Source organism: Teretinema zuelzerae (genome assembly GCF_021021555.1).
In the GTDB taxonomy this organism is placed as follows: Bacteria; Spirochaetota; Spirochaetia; order Treponematales; family Treponemataceae; genus Teretinema; species Teretinema zuelzerae.
This window is the reverse complement of sequence record NZ_JAINWA010000001.1, coordinates 831,187-847,254: the sequence shown is the minus strand read 5'-3', so window position 1 is coordinate 847,254 and position 16,068 is coordinate 831,187. Positions and strand designations below refer to the sequence as shown.

Genomic DNA, 16,068 nt, shown 5'->3' with positions numbered 1-16,068 from the left:
CTTTTTTTATCTCATGTGATGATGATGCCTTCTTCTCGGTTGCCGTAGGGCATGGCGCAGATTATGCAACCTTTTTTCTGTAAATTTCGTTCAAAGCAGGTCGATCGTTTGACTCCGGCAAGTACCGTTTATCATTCTGCCATTGGTCATTTTGCTCGATCAGCATGGCAGCCGCGAGACGAAGTAAACTGGCCGCATTCGGGAAAACGCCTACTACTTTCGTTCGCCTGTTGATCTCCTTCATCTGGCGCTCTGCCAGATTCGATGTTCGCATTTTCCTCCTGTGATTCTCCGGGATGTTGAATACACTCAATCCTTCCCGTATATTCTCATCGGCCCAAGCCGCTAAACGCGGATGGGTTTTTTGATATTTTTCAACGAGCTGTTGCAAATATCGTTCCGCGTTCTCGCGGTCAGGTGCATTGAACACCTTCCGAATATCAGCGGCTATCAGCGGGATGTCATCTTTTTTCGTGACGTAGGAGTGGGCATTCTGCTGCAGATGAAACTGGCAGCGTTGCCACAGAATTCCAGGGAAGACAGCATCGATTGCAGCGCGCAGTCCTGAGTGGTCATCACTGGTGATCATTCGCAGGCCGTGCATCCCTCGTCGTACGAGACCCTCGAGAAAGGAACGCCAGTTTACCTCTGCCTCACTGTTCGCGACTTCGGCGTCAAGAATATGCCGATTCCCGCTGTAATCAACGCCAATAGCCACTAGAAGCGCCTGCTTGACCACCTGGGACCCGACGCGAACCTATTCATAGGTCGCATCAAGTACCAAGTATTGAATCTGTCCGACAGGCTGCGCCTTCCAAGACGTAATCTCTTCATCGAGCTCCTTTGCCAGCCTGCTGACCTGGGACGAGCTGACTTCGGTGCCACAAAGAATTTCGACGATATCCGAGACCCTGCGGGTACTTACTCCTTTGACATACATTTCGGCGATGGCGAGCTTGAGAGCACGCTCACTGCGCATGCCTTTCTCGATACAGCCGGGATAAAACTCCATCCCGCGAACTTGTGGTACTTTCAAGAGGACTTTCCCGGTCGCAAGATTGAGCGTCTTGTCTTTAAATCCATTGGCATGCCCAGTACGCTCTTCCGTGCGTTCATATGGTTCGGCGTTGAGAGCCTTTGCTCGCTCGATCTTCATGGCCTCATTGACGACCACTTCGATAACACGAGAAAATTTATTGTCCCCATTCGCTGCCAGCATCTGGATCACTTGCTCCAAAAGTGTATACTCTGATTCGTAGGCCATCGGGTTCTCCTTATGGTTGGTTTGGTCACTTACCATTTGAGCCCGATCGGCCTGCTTTTTTCAACCCAATTTACAGAAAGAATTGTACACTAACTATTATTGAGTAGAATTTGGCTTAAAAGCAGGGTAATGAATGAATGCGGATATACAAGACATCATATTAAAAAAATCAACCTTCGGGTATTCCTATGACCAAATTATACTCGACGCTGACGGGAAACCCATAGATTATGTATTCATTGACACGAATCCGGTGTTTGAGGAAATGTTGGGCTTTGAACCCGGAAAAGTAGCCGGGAAGCGGTGTTCCGAAGTGGTCCCGCAGGTTCTCGAAGATTCCTTTAACTGGGTAGAATGCTTCGGTAAAGTAGCACTCACCGGCAAGAGCACCGAGCTTGAAGCCTATTCTGTCGCCCTGAAAAAGTGGTTTCACCTATCCGTATTCTCCCCGCAGAAAGAGTTCTTTGTCGTTATTTCTTTCGATATCACAAGTCAAAAACAAACTGAAGAGGAATTGTTGAAAAGCAAAGAAGAGCTTCGGGAATACATCGAAAGCGCCCCTGACGGCGTTTTCATAACCGACAGCTCGCTTAACTATATATACGCGAACTCGGCCGCCTGCGACATAGTAGGATATAACAGAGACGAGCTATTGAAGTTGAAGATCAAGGACGTCCTGTCGACCGAGGATGTGCCGGGCCACAAGCGCACCTTGTCCGAGCTGCAGGTAAAAAATAAATCAACGAGGATATCGCATCTTATACGAAAGGACGGGAAGAAAGTAACCGTCGACATAAGCGTGGTTAACCTGAAAGACGGCAAGCTAATGGCGTTTTGCAAGGATATAACCAAGCAGGAAAAGCTGGAAAACGAGAAAAATCAGTATTTCTCGGCGTTTCAGAAAACGTCACAACCGATCCTGATAACGGATTCCGAAGGCAAGATAATCTCGGTAAACAACTCGTTTCTTGATATGTACGGGTATACCCGAAACGAAGTGATTGGCAATAACCCGCGTATACTTAACCCCGGCCGTGACGTCTATGAAAACCTCGGAGTGAATATCTTCGAGTACGAAATGAAGTTCAAGGACTTGTGGGCGGCGATCCGTAATCCGGAAGTGAAAACATGGAAGGGCGAGGTGATTAATAGGCGGAAAGATAATTCCCTTGTCTGGATAAGCCTCCTCGTCAATGCCGTGTATGATGATAACGGAACGCTGCAAAGCATCATCGGGTTTCCTGTCGACATGACCGTCTCCCACGAACTCGCCCAAAAGAACCGGATTCAACTGTATCAAACGATAGCCGACCTTGCGGAATTACGAGATGACGATACGGGTAATCATATGAAGCGGGTGGGTTTGTTCGCGAAGCTCATCGCACGCGAGCTTGGAAAAAACGAAAAGTACTGCGACGATATCGAGGTGTTCGCCCCAATGCACGATATCGGTAAGGTGGGCATCCTTGATTCCATTTTGATGGCACCAAGAAAGCTAACCCCGGAAGAGTTCCACATCATGAAAAGTCATACAGTACTCGGACATAACATCGTTAAGGGTAAAGACGAGTTCGAGATGGCAGCGGCGATAACCCTGTGCCATCACGAAAAATTCGACGGGTCGGGTTATCCCAACGGAATCGCCGGGAAGCATATTCCACTGTCCGCGCACATAACAGCCCTCTGCGACGTGTACGACGCCTTGCGGAGCAAGCGTCCGTACAAGGAGCCGTGGACGCATGAGGATACGGTCAAGCACATCGTGGGAAGCGCAGGAACGCACTTTGACCCGGATCTTATCTCCGTGTTCATTTCGTTGAAAGACCGATTCCAGATCGTGTTTCAGGAGCTTATGGATTAATCACGGATTTCCCGAACGCCTTGCATTGGTCTATCGTCGTTCCGTCGGGCTCCCAGAGAGCCTTAAGACCGTCGTTAACTAGCTCGAAACCGGACGCGGTCAAGAGCTTGTTGAGCTTGGCCACGGCTTCACCGCTCCAGCCGTAACAGCCAAAGCTCGCGGCCTTTTTATTCCGAAAGCGAAGCCCTTCGATCATCTCAAGTAATCCTGCCGTTGCATGGGTGATGCCCTTTCCGATCGTGGGAGAGCCTACCAGAATGTGCTTCGCCTTGAACACTTCGGTGATAAGGTCGTTTTTGTCGCTCTTGGAAATATTAAAGACTTTGACAGTGGATGTGCATCCACTGTCCCTGATACCGCTTGCGATAGCCTCCGCCATATGGCGGGTTCCTTCCCACATTGTGTCGTAGAGAATGGTGATTTGGTCTTCCTGGTAGTCCTTGCACCACTCAATGTACTTTTGGACTATTTGTATTGGATTATCTCTCCAGATGACACCGTGGCTTGGGGCGATGATGTCGATGGGCAATTTGAGCGAAAGTACTTCCTGGATTTTCTTATCAACGAGGGCGCTAAAGGGCGTGAGTATGTTCGCGTAGTACTTGAGGCACTCCTCGAAGAGTTCGCCCTTGTCGACCAGATCGTTGAAGAGACTATTCGACGCGTAGTGTTGGCCGAATGCGTCGTTGCTGAAGAGAATGTTGTCGCCGGTCATATAGGTTGCCATGCTGTCCGGCCAGTGGAGCATTTTCATTTCCACGAAAACGAGCTTTTTCCCGTTGCCGATGTCGATCGAGTCGCCGGTTTTTACCGTGTGGAAATTCCATTTCTCATGGTATTGGCCGGTGAGCGATTTCACTGCGTTTTCAGTGCAGTATACCGGTACATTCGGTATATGCCTGATAAGTTCGCTCAGGGCGCCCGAATGGTCTACCTCGCCGTGATTGGCGATTATGAAGTCGATCTTTTCAAGGGGTATTTCCGCTTTGAGGTTTTCCACAAACTCTTTCGCGTAGGGTTTCCATACCGAGTCTATCAGCACGTTTTTTTCTTCGCGGATTAAATATGAGTTATAGGTTGACCCTTTAGTGGTGGAATATTCGTCACCGTGAAACTTTTGGAGCTCCCAATCGATTTTGCCTACCCATGAAACGTTATTCTTTACGGGAATATGCATAGTATCTCCTTTGATACGCCTGGAAGGATTTTTTACAGGTATTTCTTCTGGAAAGTATCGAGCATTCCGTGTAGTTTGTCATGAATTCCGGGACCCATCGCGGTTTGCTCGTGGTTTTCGAAGGCATCAAGAATGCGTTGTTGTTCTGATTCGGGAATAATTTTATCGCCCATCGGGAACAGTACGTTGTTTTCTTTTTGGATGTGTGCGCGTAACAGTTCTATATAGAGCCGCGCGTTGGTGACGAAGGCCGACGTGTCGAGCGTGCCATTCGAGATTGACAAAGACAGACCTTGAATGTACTTTCTGCCTTCGACATGTTCGCTGAGCATCTGACCTATCGGCCCGTGTTCGTTCGCCACTCCGTATCGTTCCAGTATCGGGAAGAGTATTCCTTCCTCTTTTCCGTGGTGGCACTTATCCGCGAATAATTTGAGAAAATCAACCATCTCCGAGATTTCTGCTACAGGTACAGGCGACCCTGACTCGGTCGAATCGGCCATCTTTTCCAATATTGCTAATCCATGAAGAATACCCTCATGCTCATTCTTGAGTTCTTCGCTTGCATATTTCATCACTACCCTCCACTAGGAATAATATGGAATACGCGGAATAAAGCAAAGAAATATCTAAAAAAACCGACACAAGGCTTTTCCATGTCGCATCTGTCTGGGTAAAAGAACCGAAGAGATCGTTCAGGATATACTGACAAACTCGCCGAAACATCCGCATGGGATTTAGGTAAGGTTGCAGTCGGGGCTGGTTGGTCGTGTGTAGAAAATTCCGGAATAGGCTCAGGCGAAAATGTCAACGCGGTTACCGAGTGAGGGATCGGTGATGGTTTCGCTCATCATCTGGACGAGAACCGCGCCCTGAGTTTCTGCCGAGTTCATGGCAAGTTTTTGTACTTGAACCGCTGCGGCTTCCTGTACCTTGTTCTGAGAAAGGGCTGTTGAGAGAGCGACAATATCCATACAGTAAGGATACTCACGTTTTACCGGCTCGTCAACGCCTTTCCCCCCGTGCTCCCCCTTTCCCGGTGACGGAAAAGATGACACTAAAGGTGACGGTAAAAGTAAGGTATTTTGAGAATATCAGCGCGTTTAAATACCACTGTGAGCAAGTAAAAATCAATCTGCACAATTCAAGAGAATAGTATGAGCCTCTAATATTTCATTTTTCTTTGGTGACACTAAAAACATAAAAAAGAGATGAATGAGAGAGAGTGTAAGGGATTTCTGTTTTTTGGTGTCATCAGCCGTTTTTGCGTCACCGCTGGTGCGACTAATTGCGATTGGATCCGCGCCCTCCCCGATAATAAATTTCCGGAAGGTAAAAAGTTTTGAAATCCCCGCCCGCGTAGCGGGCGGGCTCAGCGGGTTAAGCTGTCAGATTGAGGTAATGTCGTCGGGTACGGAATCTTCCGGGGAGCGGCCTTCCGGCAACTAGGGAATTAGCTTCTTGTAGGTCGGTCTGTGGACGACGGTTCGAAGAACCGTTGGCCGCAGTCCGACCGACTTTCCGGGTAAGATGTTGCCGGAAGGTCGCGTGCTATCGGTACCGGGGATAGCTAAGAGAATGCGCTTCATGCTTACAGGTGGCGAACGGAGAAGCGATGAAAAGCGGGTTAGCAACCTGGTAACGCTTCGGGTGAATGCTGAATGTCACGGAGTCTTGATAACTGAAAACTCTCCGCCTTGTACAAGCTGCCCCAATTCACGCCGGGCAAGTGCAACGCGCCGGAGCCCCTAAGAGGCCCCCCTTCCCCCAAGTAAAATGCGGTACCTTATTGTGGGGTATGCGGGGGGTTAGGGGTTTGGGGGAAGGGGTGCCGGCAGGGGCGGAGGGAACCCGACGCGGTTTGGGGCCGCGGGATTATGGCTGACACTGTGGCGGGAAAAGCGGGACGACTTGCGGCGGCGAGATTGTTGCGCGCTTTTTATGCGGAGATGTGCAAGGCGATGAGCGGTACGAGTCTTCCGTTCTGTGAAGCGGTGCGATGAAAACGAGCTTGAGGTTCCCTTGCAGAAAGGGTGCTGAGCGCGGAGAGAGGACCCGGGAGCCTGAGTCCAGGAGGGCCGATGGGCGAAGGGGCCGAACGAAGGCGGAGACGCGCAAAGATGCGCGGCGAAGTTTTTGATTGGCTGGGGTGCTGTGGATTTTATAGGCGGGGAGAAAAATGGAGACGGTGGAAGGGCGGCGGTTACGATAGATTCCTGGGAACAAAAGCACTGTGTTGAACGGAGGAACGACGGAGCGAGGCGCTTGCCCGACCGGAGCGACTGGCAAGGAGCGGAGGAAGGGGCTGCGCCGAGGGGAGGAGAGACGAAGTGAGACACGGTGGTTTTGTTGACTTTCGAGAGACAACTTGGGGAAGCGGTACGGGAGAAACACAAGAAGAGGGGCCTTGGAAGGGGATGCGTAGTTGAATCCTGGGAACAATACCGCGCCGTGAACGGAGGAGAGACGGGCCCGAAGGGGACGGAACGACGGAGCGAATGAGGCGGGATTGTTGACCTCTAGAATTGAGCCAGTGTAAGCAAAGTAAATCAACTTGTATATAATTTGCTTACACTTCTTGCATACACTGTTTTTGACCAAAAGTGTAAGCAAAAATTGTAAGCAAAACCGAGTTTTCATGATGATTCTTATTGACTCATAATAATTTTTCTTGCGTAATTCCTTATCCTGTAATACAATATGAATTAGTAAGACACGAAAAAAAACGCCCGGAGTCGTCCTGTAAAACCTTTATGCATCAGTTCGATTCTGATCGGCGCCTTCGTTGAACGGTCTGTCTCTGTACGGGACAGACCGTTTTTATTTTAAATCGGCGAACAAAACTGGAAGGGGAAGCCTCCCCTTGCGCGCCGGCCTCCTCGGGCGGTTCCTTCCCGGCTATCTAACAGACTGGACCCGTTACCGGCGCGCTCACTTCAATCCGCCCTCCGGGGTCCATCGCTATCCCCTCTTTTGCGTCATTGAAACGGATAGTTGAAATACTGTCCTGCAACCCCTTTATGCATCAGTTTGATGGGGAAAGAATTGATTTTTTCCGCGAATCGGGGGAGAATCAGGTCATGGAAAAATCCAAAAGCCGCCGCGGACGCGGTCTCCTGATTGCCCTGTTCGTACTTCTTTCCCTGATTGTTCTTGTTCCTCTCGGTTTCATCGGCGCGTCCTTCATCGGCCGCGAGAGTCCTTCGGCAGCGGTGCCGCCGGGTTTTTCGCTGGCTTTCAAGGTTCCGCATGCCGGCCGCGCGGCGGAAAAGCTCGCGGCCCATGAAACGGTAGGAGAAATCCTTGCAGATCCGGCCTTTGCGTCGGCAGCGCCGTTGGTTGCGCTGCTTCGCGACTCGTCTTTCTTCGGAAAGGACGCGCTCATCGGCATGCTGAACAACGAGCTTTCAGGCGCTCTGTATCCAGACGATTCCTGGGTCGTATCCTTCGATACGGGCATCCTTTCATCGGTTCTTCGCGTTGCGCCCTTCGCGGCGGCGCGTCTTACCATACCGAACCTGTATTACGTCAACGCCGGGAAAGTATCGCGGTTCGAGTATCGGGATCCCGCCGGCGCGACGGTGTTTGCGGGATTCCGGGGAAATCTTCTGGTAGCGTCAAACTCCTCCGTTGTGTTCGAAGGCATCCTGAGCCGGTCTCTTCCCGAATCCGAACTGGGTACCTATGAATTCGCCAAGGCAGGGTTCGACGCGGCGCTTCTCGCCGATCCGTCCTTCATTTCCGCTTCTCTTCCCTCCGACGACCCGCTTTTCGGACCTTTGGCGCGGTCCCTGTCCTGGGAAGGCTTTCCCGAAGTCCTGGTGGACATCCGGCGGGACAAGCTGGATCTTTCGGTTTCCGCGCCCCTTTCTTCCAGTCTTGCATCGGTCGGCGCCCTGCTTGAAAAGCCGTCCTCGGTGCCGCTTTTCTTGTCGCGTCTGCCCGAGTCGACTCAATACGAGAGTCTCCTTTCCGCGGGCGGAATGGACCGCCTTTTGGCCGTATACCGGGAGCTTGATCCCCGCGCGGCAGAAACCCTCGAGAACGCCGAACGCGCCTCCCGCCTTCTTTTCGGCATCGGCTTGAACGAGCTGCTCTTCGACTGGATAGGGCCTGATGTCGCGGTATTCGGTCTTGAAGGGCGGCCGAAACCCGTATTCGCCCTGCAGATCGCGGACGAAGAAGCGAGAAAACGGGCCTTCGACCGGCTGCTGTCCTCTCTCGCGGTTTCCGGGGACGACTCGACCGTTCTAGACGGGTACCGGATTTCCCGCATGCTCCTGCCTGATTTTATTGCCTCCCTGCTCAACCTGTTTTCCGTCCGTTTGCCTTCGCCGTACTGGATTATCGACGACGGTTTTTTCCTTGCTTCGGAATCGCCTGAAACCCTGTTAGCCGCGGTTTCGGCCCGGAGGAGGGGAGAGACCCTCGCGCGCAACGATATCTGGCAGAATCTCACGGGAGGAGAGTCTGCGCGCGCCTCTGTCAGCCTGTTTTATACGCTTGACCGATCCGTGCCGTTTTTTCTGAAAGGCTCTGGCCCTGCTCAGCGCGTTCTGAGTTTGTATAACCAGGGCTGCTTGTCGGTACGCTGGGAGGAAGGACTCGTCTCGCTGAAGCTCTCCGCGGTGCCCGGATCGGGCGGCGGACTCGGCGTTATTCCCGGCTTTCCCCTCGTCTCCGACGGGAACGGTTCCGGGCGGCCTTCTCTCGGCAAAAAAGTCGATGTTCTCCGTTTTACCAAAAAAGGCGGAATGAGAATTCTGTGCATAGAAAACGGAAACACCCTGGCGTCCTACGATCCCGCGTCGGGGTCTTGGGAGCGCTATTCGCCTGGTGCGGCGGCGGGCTTGGAACTCTCCTTCGTTCTCGACCGCGAAACGGCGTGCGAAACCCCGTCGGATCCGGCGGTATGGGTTTCGACCTCCGAAGGCGAGGTTTCGCTTCTTGACGGAAACCTCAAGCCTGTTCAGGGGTTTCCCGTGATTACGGGCATCCGCCCTACCGCGAAGCCTGCCGCCTTTGCGGGCTTCCTGTACCTGGCCGACGCAGATTCCTCTCTTCGCAAAATCGATAGCCGCGGCGGAGTAAGCTCAATTTCCATGCCCTTCTCCGATCCTCTGCGCTCTCCCCCGGCCGTCCTGCGGGACGGAAAAAACATCGTCATGGGGATGTATCCGAAAAGCTTTGCGTCCCAGGTGTGGCTCACCGACGGCGAAGGCGCTCCGAAGTCCGGATGGCCGCAACCCGTTTCGGGTCTTGCCTACGGGTCTCCTCTGGTGTTTGCATCAGGTTCGCACATCCGCCTCGCCTTTATCACTCAGGCCGGGGATTTGTTCGTTTTTGAAGGCGACGGCGCTCCGGTCGAAGGCTTTCCGGTTCGGCTCGACGGGGTTTTTTACACCCAGCCGATCTGGGACGGCTCCTTTCTGTGGGCCGTATCCGCCGACGGCTCTCTGTGGAGGGTCGGAGCCGAAAAAGGAAAGGAGATAATGGTTTTATCCCAGAAGATTCCGGACTTCAAGGCCGAGTCGGCCAGCCTCGCCTCCGCCGATGTCGACGGCGACAGAACTCCCGAGATTTTCGCCACCGGCGACGGCAATACGCTGTACGGGTATTCTGCTTCGTTCTCCCTGCTTTCAGGCTTTCCCCTTGCCGCATGGGGGGAACCCTGGTTCGGCGATTTGAACGGCGACGGCCGTCTGGACTGCCTTGCGGTATCCATGGACAACACAATCGCGGGATGGCAATTCCGCAAGGAGCGCTAATCATGAACGGAAGCATCAATCCCTTGGGCCTGATCTCCTCCCGCCGCGTCCTTCCGATCGCTTTCATCAGTCTGCTCTTTTTTGCTTCCTGCGCGAGCATGCAGGACGATCGGCTGGTTTCGGCGGGCGACTCCGCAACGACAGACCGTTTAGCCTCTGTGGAAGAGGCCGTTGTGCGGATCGATTCACTATCCGGAGCGGAACGGGCCGGGGCGATCGCCGCCGCTCGCGAGAAGATCGACGCCCTGTATCTCTTGAATGTCGAAGACACGGTGTTTCAATCCCGCCTGCATGCCTGGTCCGGGCGCCTGTTTTTGGCCGCAGGGAAACGGAGCGAGGCGGCAAAGCGGTACGACGCGGCGGTCCGCCTTCTTCCGTCGGACATTCCCTCGTCCATTCTGGGGGCGCGGCTGGAAAAGACCGGCGAAGCGGGTTTGGCGCGGATAGACGGAGCCTTGTCCGTTGATCCGGGCGAACCCCGCCTTTTGGCGGAACGCGCCCTGTATGCCGAACGGCTCGGGCGGTATTCCGAATCCGTCGCCGCCTTCGACGCGGCGTTCAGCCGGCTTCCTCCGTATTACCGGGAAACCTACACGATCAATCGGGACCGTTCGTGGGAGCTTCGCGCCTCCGGTTCGGACTCGCTCCTCGGCGAGGACATCGCCCGCATCCTTGCCTCCCCGGCGGCGACCTGGCAGGACGCGATTGCCTATACGCTCGCAACCACAGGGCTTTTGGACTTCGCTACCGCCGGGAAGTCCGCGGCCGCCTCCAAACTGTTCCCGAAACTGGTCGCCTCGGGAACCATACCCCTCCGGGAGGGCGCCCCGGCTCCTGCTCCGGAGGATAGTCTGAGCCGGAGCGATTTGGCATGGTTTGTCTGGCATGCGCTAGCGGAAAGCCGGTCGGATAAAACGATGCTCGCAAAATATTCCAGGCGGTGGGCGTCTGTCGGCTCGGGCGCGTCGCCCATTCCGGACGTGGGCATCGAGTCCCCGTACTTCGATTCAGTCATGGGCTGCGTCGAAACCGAGATCATGGCTCTGCCGGACGGGAGAAGCTTTCATCCCCTGGATGCCGTACGGGGAGCCGATCTGGCGCGCATTGTGGGCCGGGCCGCAAAATAACCGGCGGCGATCGGCGCCCCGCATTCCTTATTGCAGGGTTTGCATGAGGGCGAAGAAGTGCTTCGCCTCGCCGGTGCTGAAATACTCATGCCATTCCTCCAGCGTGTCGGCGCGGAATACGTCCAGTAGTTCGATAATGTGCCTGGCCCACGGCAATGCTCCTGTTGCGCCCGCGGTTACGAGGTTTCCGTCCGTTACTGCCGGCTCGTCTACATAGAAACGCTGGCCCGCGTAACCGGGAGCCGCCATTTCAAGAAATCCCGGTCCGTTGCTTGTGTGCCGGCGGTCGTTCAAGAGGCCCGCGTTCGCGAGCGCCGCTGTCGCCCCGCAGATCGCGCACACGATCGCACCGTGTTGCAGGAACTTGCGTGCTATCTCGAGTATTGCGGCGTGTTTCGGCTCGTTCCACGAGTTTGCGCCCGGCAGGAGCAGCACAGCCGCGTCGCCTGCGTTCAAGCCGCCGATATCCACGATTTCTTCTATAAAAAGATCGGGAATAATGGTCAGCCCTCCCATCGTTTTAATCGGCTCCCGCGTAGTGCCGACCGTCTTGAATGAAACCGCCTGTGCGTCTTTCTTGAAGAAGCGTCCTGAATTGAGCTCCGAAGCGGCAAAGCCGAGCTCCCAGTCTGCCATGGTGTCGAGAACGTACGCGTACACTGTGATCATGCATTCCTCCTGATTATGTCGATTGCCCTGCGAATAGCGGCAGTATACACGGCTAATGTTGACACCTGTATGGCAACGATTCCTGCCGAGCCGCGTTTTATTTTTTTGAATAAAGGCTTTTACAAGATCGATAATCAGGCGGTTTCCGTGCGCTGCCCCCCACTCGTACTTTCGCGCGCTTGTGGGGTATACTTTTTCGCATGGCACGATTAAACATCATTTCCGATATGGACGGGGTCATTTACCGGGGCAGGGAACTTGTTCCGGGAGCGGCCGGCTTCGTTACGCGGCTGATCGCCGCCGACATCAAGTTTCTTTTTTTGACGAACAACTCGGGGCAGACTGCTCTCGATCTGGTGCGGAAAATGGACGCGTTGGGGGTCAAGGGGCTTACCGAATCGAACTTCATCACCGCGGCGATGGCGACTGCGATTTTTCTTTCTGCCCAGCATCCCGGAGCGGCCGTCTATGTCGTCGGCGAGGCCGGCCTTTCTTCCGAGCTGTATAAGCACGGATTCAGCATTACGGAGAATACGCCCGATTACGTGGTCGTCGGAAAAACGACCAATTTCAATTTCGACATGATACGCAAGGCGGCGCGCTTCATCCAGAACGGAGCAAAGTTCATCGGCACCAACCCCGATATGATTGATCCGGTGGAAGGCGGCTTCGAGCCGGCCGCCGGCGTCATGCTTAAAGCGATAGAAGCGGCGTGCGGAAAGAAGCCCTACATCGTGGGAAAGCCGAACTCGCTTATGATGATGATCGCGCGCAAGCAGCTCGGCGTCCATTCGGAGGACACCGTCATGATCGGCGACCGGATGGACACCGATATCGTCGGCGGCCTTGAGGCGGGCATGAAAACCTGCCTCGTGCTTTCCGGCGTATCCTCCCGCGCCTCCATCGGAGACTTTCCCTACCGGCCCGACTACATCTTTGATACGGTCGGCGACATAGATCCGGAGGGATGGTGATGGAAATACAGGGAACAGGATCTGCTTTGGCAGTCAGAACTGCAAAAAGCGCCGACGCAGGAGCTCTTGCCGTTTTCGCCGAAGAAACGTTCCGCGCGACCTTCGCCCAGTTCAACACAGTTTCCGACATGGATGAATACTGTTCGAGATGCTACGGCGAAGCGATCCAGCGTGCCGAGATTCTTGATCCGGATATAAGCACTTTTCTCTGCGAGATCGGCGGCGAACTGGCCGGGTATGCGCAGATCGGCTGGAATTCCCGGTTCAAGGGAATAGAAGACCCCTCCCAGGCTGAGATCAAGCGCATTTACGTAAAAGCCGAATGGCAAGGGCGGGGCGTTTCCCATGAATTGATGAACCATGTTCTGTCCGTCGCCGATTCGCGGGGCGTCGGGACTGTCTGGCTGGGCGTCTGGGAGAAAAACCCGAAAGCGGTAACATTTTACCGGAAATTCGATTTCTACGAAGCCGGCGAGCATGTTTTCATGCTCGGTCAGGACCGCCAGCGCGACATCGTATTGAACAGGAAGATGAGAGGGCGATCCGACGCCTCTTCTCAGAAAGCTTCGCGCTGATGCATTCCTTCTGCCAGGGCGATTGCCGGGCAACAGCTGGCGGCTGCCCGGCGAGGACTGTTGCAAGCCGCGTGCGGCGAGCGGTGATCAGCGGGCAACAGCTTGCGGCTGCAGCGCAGCGCTTATCCCCTGCTTCCGATCAGCTCCCCTGTGCTGATGACGGGGTTTCGGTATTGGAAGCCTGATTTTTTCTTCTGCCCGCTAAAGGTGATCGACTCCTTCGGGCAGACGTGGAGGCAGGCGAAACAGGACGCGCAGGCTGAACGGTCCATCCATCGCGGGGCATTCCCTTCCATAACGATGTTTCCCACGGGGCAGGCTTTGGCGCATAGTCCGCAACCGGTGCAGGTCCGCGGATCGCTTGAAAGCCGCTTGAATCCCAGAACCGAGAAGCTCACCGCCTTCATTGTTTCTCTCAACGCCCACATCGGAATTGTTCCGTTGCTCTCGAAGTCCCTTCCGTTCGCGGCGATCCGTTCGGCCATGCGCGCTATGCCGATCTCCGCGGTTTCAAACATCGACTCGTATCGGCCGGGCTCGGTCGGGAAAATGACGCTGTTATCGGGGAGCAGAAAGCGGAAATACGCGTCGAGCTCGATGCCGTTTTTCTTCGCGACGGCCCTCGTTTTTTTTGCGACGCCCCAATCGTCCTGCCCGCAATTTCCGGCCGCGAAAAAATACTGTACAGAGGGCGCCTTCAGCCGGTTCATGAAGGAAACGACAATTTCCGGAATATCCAGAAAATAGACGGGGAACAACACTCCGATCCGTTCGGCGCCGCTTGCGTATTCCGCGTCATTGACGGTCTTCGCGATCGGGACGAGCCAAACCTCTTCTCCGGCCTCTTCCAGGCGTGCCGCCAGCGTTTTCGCGATAAAGAGGGTATTTCCGGTGCCGGTAAAATAAAATAATTCCGTTTTCATGATTGTCTCCTGGTTTCGTCTTATAATGCAAGTGTGTGCATATATGCACATATACTATGTGAGAGTGAATCTGTCAAGAGAAGCCGATTCATTCTTTCGGGGACAGTTCGCAGTGGGCGTTCAGGAATCCTCTCACCATCGAAGCGAGCCCTTCGAGACGGTCGAGGAAGGCGTATCCGTCGAAGGAATACACCGTGCTGCGCGCGCGTTTTTCTACGGTTAACAGGCCGTAATCGGCCATCATTTTCAAATGGCGCGAGATGACCGATCTATCCTGGGGAAAGGCCGATGCGATGGTGCTTATGTCGCTCGGTCCGTTCACCGCCAGATGGCGGATCAGGGATATCCGCGCCGGTTCGGAAAGTATTTTAAAAAGCGAATCGCCGGCGATGCGGTCGAACTCGGCAATGTATTCGAGATCCGGATGTTCCATCGCTCAAGCTTACACTCGCCGCCGAATCGGCGCAAGCGCCCCCGCCGGCATGCATCGGCGGTTCGAGTCTCACGTGTCTGCATGATCGTGTTTCCATTCTGTTCTGTCTTGTTCTGTTCTTCGGGAAGCGGTATACTATCGGCGCGCTCCGCTTTCAAAATCAGTATCTCGCGGGCGCCGATAAAGGAACTGTTATGAGAATACTTGTGTTAGCGTTTGGCGTTCTTGCCCTGTGCAGCGTCGCCGTTTCGTGTCGATCGTCCCGATCGAAGACTATTCCGGGGCCCTTCATTTCCGGCCTTTACTCCGCGGATCCGTCCGCCCATGTCTTCAACGGCAGGCTCTATGTGTATCCCTCGCACGACCGGAAAAGCGACGCGAGGCCCGATAACGACGGAAGCCAGTACGACATGGTCGACTACCATGTGTATTCAACCGATTCCGTGTATACGGCGCCGACCGATCACGGGGTCGCCCTCGCGCTTGAAGACGTTCCCTGGGCCTCCAAGCAGCTGTGGGCTCCCGACGCCGCGCACAAGAACGGACTGTACTATCTATTCTTCCCCGCACGCGACAAGGAAAATATCTTCAGAATCGGAGTCGCGACGTCGAAAAATCCCGAAGGCCCTTTTACCGCCGAGCCGAACCCGATCGCGGGAAGCTTCAGCATGGATCCGTGCTCCTTCGTGGACGACGACGGCAAGGCCTACCTCTATTTCGGCGGATTGTGGGGCGGCCAGCTTGAAAAATGGCAGACCGGCTCCTTCGATCCTTCCGGCCGCGAACCCGGTCGTCTGTCTCCCGCTCTCGGCCCCCGCGTCGCCCGGCTTTCCGAGGACATGCTTTCGTTCGAGAGCGAGGCCCTTGAAGTGCAGATTCTCGACGAACAGGGAACTCCCGTAGTCGCCGGAAACAACCGCGTCCGCTTTTTCGAGGGAGCCTGGGTCCACAAGCGCAAGGGCGTGTACTACCTTTCGTATTCCACCGGCGACACGCACCTTTTGGCATACGCAACTTCCGACAATCCCCTTGGCCCCTTCACCTACCGTGGCGTAGTCCTCGAACCGGTCGCCGGCTGGACGACTCACCACTCGATCGTCGAGTTCCGGGGCAAATGGTATCTTTTCTATCACGACGCCGCCGAATCGAAAATCGACTACCTCAGGAACGTCCGCGCCGCGCCTCTTGAATACGGCAAAGACGGATCGATCAAAACCGTCCAAAGGTAAACCGCCGGTCAATCGTATTATTTCATTTTGAAATCGGCCGGCGGCAGCCTTTCACGCTCTGCGTACAG

Annotated in this window: 13 protein-coding genes and 2 pseudogenes; 8 read left to right on the top strand and 7 right to left on the bottom strand. The window is 54.6% G+C overall.

Annotated elements, in window-relative coordinates:
- Window positions 1–61: 61 nt before the first annotated feature.
- A pseudogene (locus K7J14_RS03880) lies at window positions 62–1,264 on the bottom strand (IS256 family transposase).
- Between the two features lie 133 nt (window positions 1,265–1,397).
- Here K7J14_RS03880 and K7J14_RS16335 point away from each other — a divergent pair.
- Window positions 1,398–1,562: pseudogene (locus tag K7J14_RS16335) on the top strand (hypothetical protein); the annotation flags it as partial.
- 219 nt (window positions 1,563–1,781) lie between these two features.
- A complete protein-coding gene (locus K7J14_RS03870) occupies window positions 1,782–3,125 on the top strand; it encodes a PAS domain S-box protein (RefSeq protein WP_230753349.1) in 1,344 nt (447 codons plus the stop codon).
- Here K7J14_RS03870 and K7J14_RS03865 read toward each other — a convergent pair.
- Both K7J14_RS03865 and K7J14_RS03860 read right to left on the bottom strand, forming a co-directional pair.
- Window positions 3,115–4,302 carry an anaerobic nitric oxide reductase flavorubredoxin gene (locus tag K7J14_RS03865; protein WP_230753347.1) on the bottom strand — a complete coding sequence of 396 codons (1,188 nt, stop codon included), beginning with the start codon at window positions 4,300–4,302 and terminating at the stop codon, window positions 3,115–3,117. The two genes, K7J14_RS03870 and K7J14_RS03865, sit on opposite strands and share 11 nt — an antisense overlap.
- A 32-nt stretch (window positions 4,303–4,334) precedes the next feature.
- On the bottom strand, window positions 4,335–4,877 hold the full coding sequence (locus K7J14_RS03860) for a hemerythrin domain-containing protein (RefSeq protein ID WP_230753345.1): 543 nt from the start codon (window positions 4,875–4,877) through the stop codon (window positions 4,335–4,337).
- 88 nt (window positions 4,878–4,965) lie between these two features.
- Between K7J14_RS03860 and K7J14_RS03855 the strand changes: the two genes are divergently transcribed.
- Entirely contained in the window at window positions 4,966–5,043 is a 78-nt protein-coding gene (locus tag K7J14_RS03855) for a DUF2196 domain-containing protein (protein ID WP_330165590.1), read from the top strand.
- Between the two features lie 53 nt (window positions 5,044–5,096).
- Here the strand turns inward: K7J14_RS03855 and K7J14_RS03850 are convergent, their stop codons facing one another.
- Entirely contained in the window at window positions 5,097–5,276 is a 180-nt protein-coding gene (locus tag K7J14_RS03850) for a YjfB family protein (protein ID WP_230753343.1), read from the bottom strand.
- Window positions 5,277–7,382: 2,106 nt separating this feature from the next.
- Here K7J14_RS03850 and K7J14_RS03845 point away from each other — a divergent pair.
- Complete coding sequence (locus tag K7J14_RS03845; protein ID WP_230753340.1) at window positions 7,383–10,070, top strand: FG-GAP repeat domain-containing protein; 2,688 nt, start codon at window positions 7,383–7,385, stop codon at window positions 10,068–10,070.
- Between the two features lie 2 nt (window positions 10,071–10,072).
- Window positions 10,073–11,197: a tetratricopeptide repeat protein gene (locus K7J14_RS03840; RefSeq protein ID WP_230753338.1), complete on the top strand. Its 1,125-nt coding sequence runs from the start codon at window positions 10,073–10,075 to the stop codon at window positions 11,195–11,197.
- A gap of 27 nt (window positions 11,198–11,224) precedes the next feature.
- Here K7J14_RS03840 and K7J14_RS03835 read toward each other — a convergent pair whose 3' ends face one another.
- Window positions 11,225–11,866, bottom strand: a complete 642-nt coding sequence (locus K7J14_RS03835; RefSeq protein ID WP_230753335.1) for a type 1 glutamine amidotransferase family protein — start codon at window positions 11,864–11,866, stop codon at window positions 11,225–11,227.
- A 200-nt stretch (window positions 11,867–12,066) separates the two neighbouring features.
- Between K7J14_RS03835 and K7J14_RS03830 the strand changes: the two genes are divergently transcribed.
- Together K7J14_RS03830 and K7J14_RS03825 are read left to right on the top strand one after the other, a co-directional pair.
- A complete protein-coding gene (locus K7J14_RS03830) occupies window positions 12,067–12,840 on the top strand; it encodes an HAD-IIA family hydrolase (protein ID WP_230753332.1) in 774 nt (257 codons plus the stop codon).
- Window positions 12,840–13,415: a GNAT family N-acetyltransferase gene (locus tag K7J14_RS03825; RefSeq protein WP_230753329.1), complete on the top strand. Its 576-nt coding sequence runs from the start codon at window positions 12,840–12,842 to the stop codon at window positions 13,413–13,415. Before K7J14_RS03830 ends, K7J14_RS03825 begins: the two co-directional genes overlap by 1 nt.
- Before the next feature lie 122 nt (window positions 13,416–13,537).
- Here K7J14_RS03825 and K7J14_RS03820 read toward each other — a convergent pair whose 3' ends face one another.
- A complete protein-coding gene (locus K7J14_RS03820; protein ID WP_230753326.1) occupies window positions 13,538–14,338 on the bottom strand; it encodes an EFR1 family ferrodoxin in 801 nt (266 codons plus the stop codon).
- Window positions 14,339–14,426: 88 nt separating this feature from the next.
- On the bottom strand, window positions 14,427–14,771 hold the full coding sequence (locus K7J14_RS03815) for an ArsR/SmtB family transcription factor (RefSeq protein WP_230753323.1): 345 nt from the start codon (window positions 14,769–14,771) through the stop codon (window positions 14,427–14,429).
- Window positions 14,772–14,965: 194 nt separating this feature from the next.
- On the opposite strand from K7J14_RS03815, the gene K7J14_RS03810 reads away from it, so the two are divergent.
- Window positions 14,966–16,000, top strand: a complete 1,035-nt coding sequence (locus K7J14_RS03810) for a glycoside hydrolase family 43 protein (protein WP_230753321.1) — start codon at window positions 14,966–14,968, stop codon at window positions 15,998–16,000.
- Window positions 16,001–16,068: the final 68 nt, after the last annotated feature.

Bases quoted from the DNA above. Each gene is read 5' to 3' on its own strand.
- K7J14_RS03865 (WP_230753347.1), bottom strand. From the start codon at position 4,302: ATGCATATTCCCGTAAAGAATAACGTTTCATGGGTAGGCAAAATCGAT.
- K7J14_RS03860 (WP_230753345.1), bottom strand. From the start codon at position 4,877: ATGAAATATGCAAGCGAAGAACTCAAGAATGAGCATGAGGGTATTCTT.
- K7J14_RS03850 (WP_230753343.1), bottom strand. From the start codon at position 5,276: ATGGATATTGTCGCTCTCTCAACAGCCCTTTCTCAGAACAAGGTACAG.
- K7J14_RS03845 (WP_230753340.1), top strand. From the start codon at position 7,383: ATGGAAAAATCCAAAAGCCGCCGCGGACGCGGTCTCCTGATTGCCCTG.
- K7J14_RS03840 (WP_230753338.1), top strand. From the start codon at position 10,073: ATGAACGGAAGCATCAATCCCTTGGGCCTGATCTCCTCCCGCCGCGTC.
- K7J14_RS03835 (WP_230753335.1), bottom strand. From the start codon at position 11,866: ATGATCACAGTGTACGCGTACGTTCTCGACACCATGGCAGACTGGGAG.
- K7J14_RS03830 (WP_230753332.1), top strand. From the start codon at position 12,067: ATGGCACGATTAAACATCATTTCCGATATGGACGGGGTCATTTACCGG.
- K7J14_RS03825 (WP_230753329.1), top strand. From the start codon at position 12,840: ATGGAAATACAGGGAACAGGATCTGCTTTGGCAGTCAGAACTGCAAAA.
- K7J14_RS03820 (WP_230753326.1), bottom strand. From the start codon at position 14,338: ATGAAAACGGAATTATTTTATTTTACCGGCACCGGAAATACCCTCTTT.
- K7J14_RS03815 (WP_230753323.1), bottom strand. From the start codon at position 14,771: ATGGAACATCCGGATCTCGAATACATTGCCGAGTTCGACCGCATCGCC.
- K7J14_RS03810 (WP_230753321.1), top strand. From the start codon at position 14,966: ATGAGAATACTTGTGTTAGCGTTTGGCGTTCTTGCCCTGTGCAGCGTC.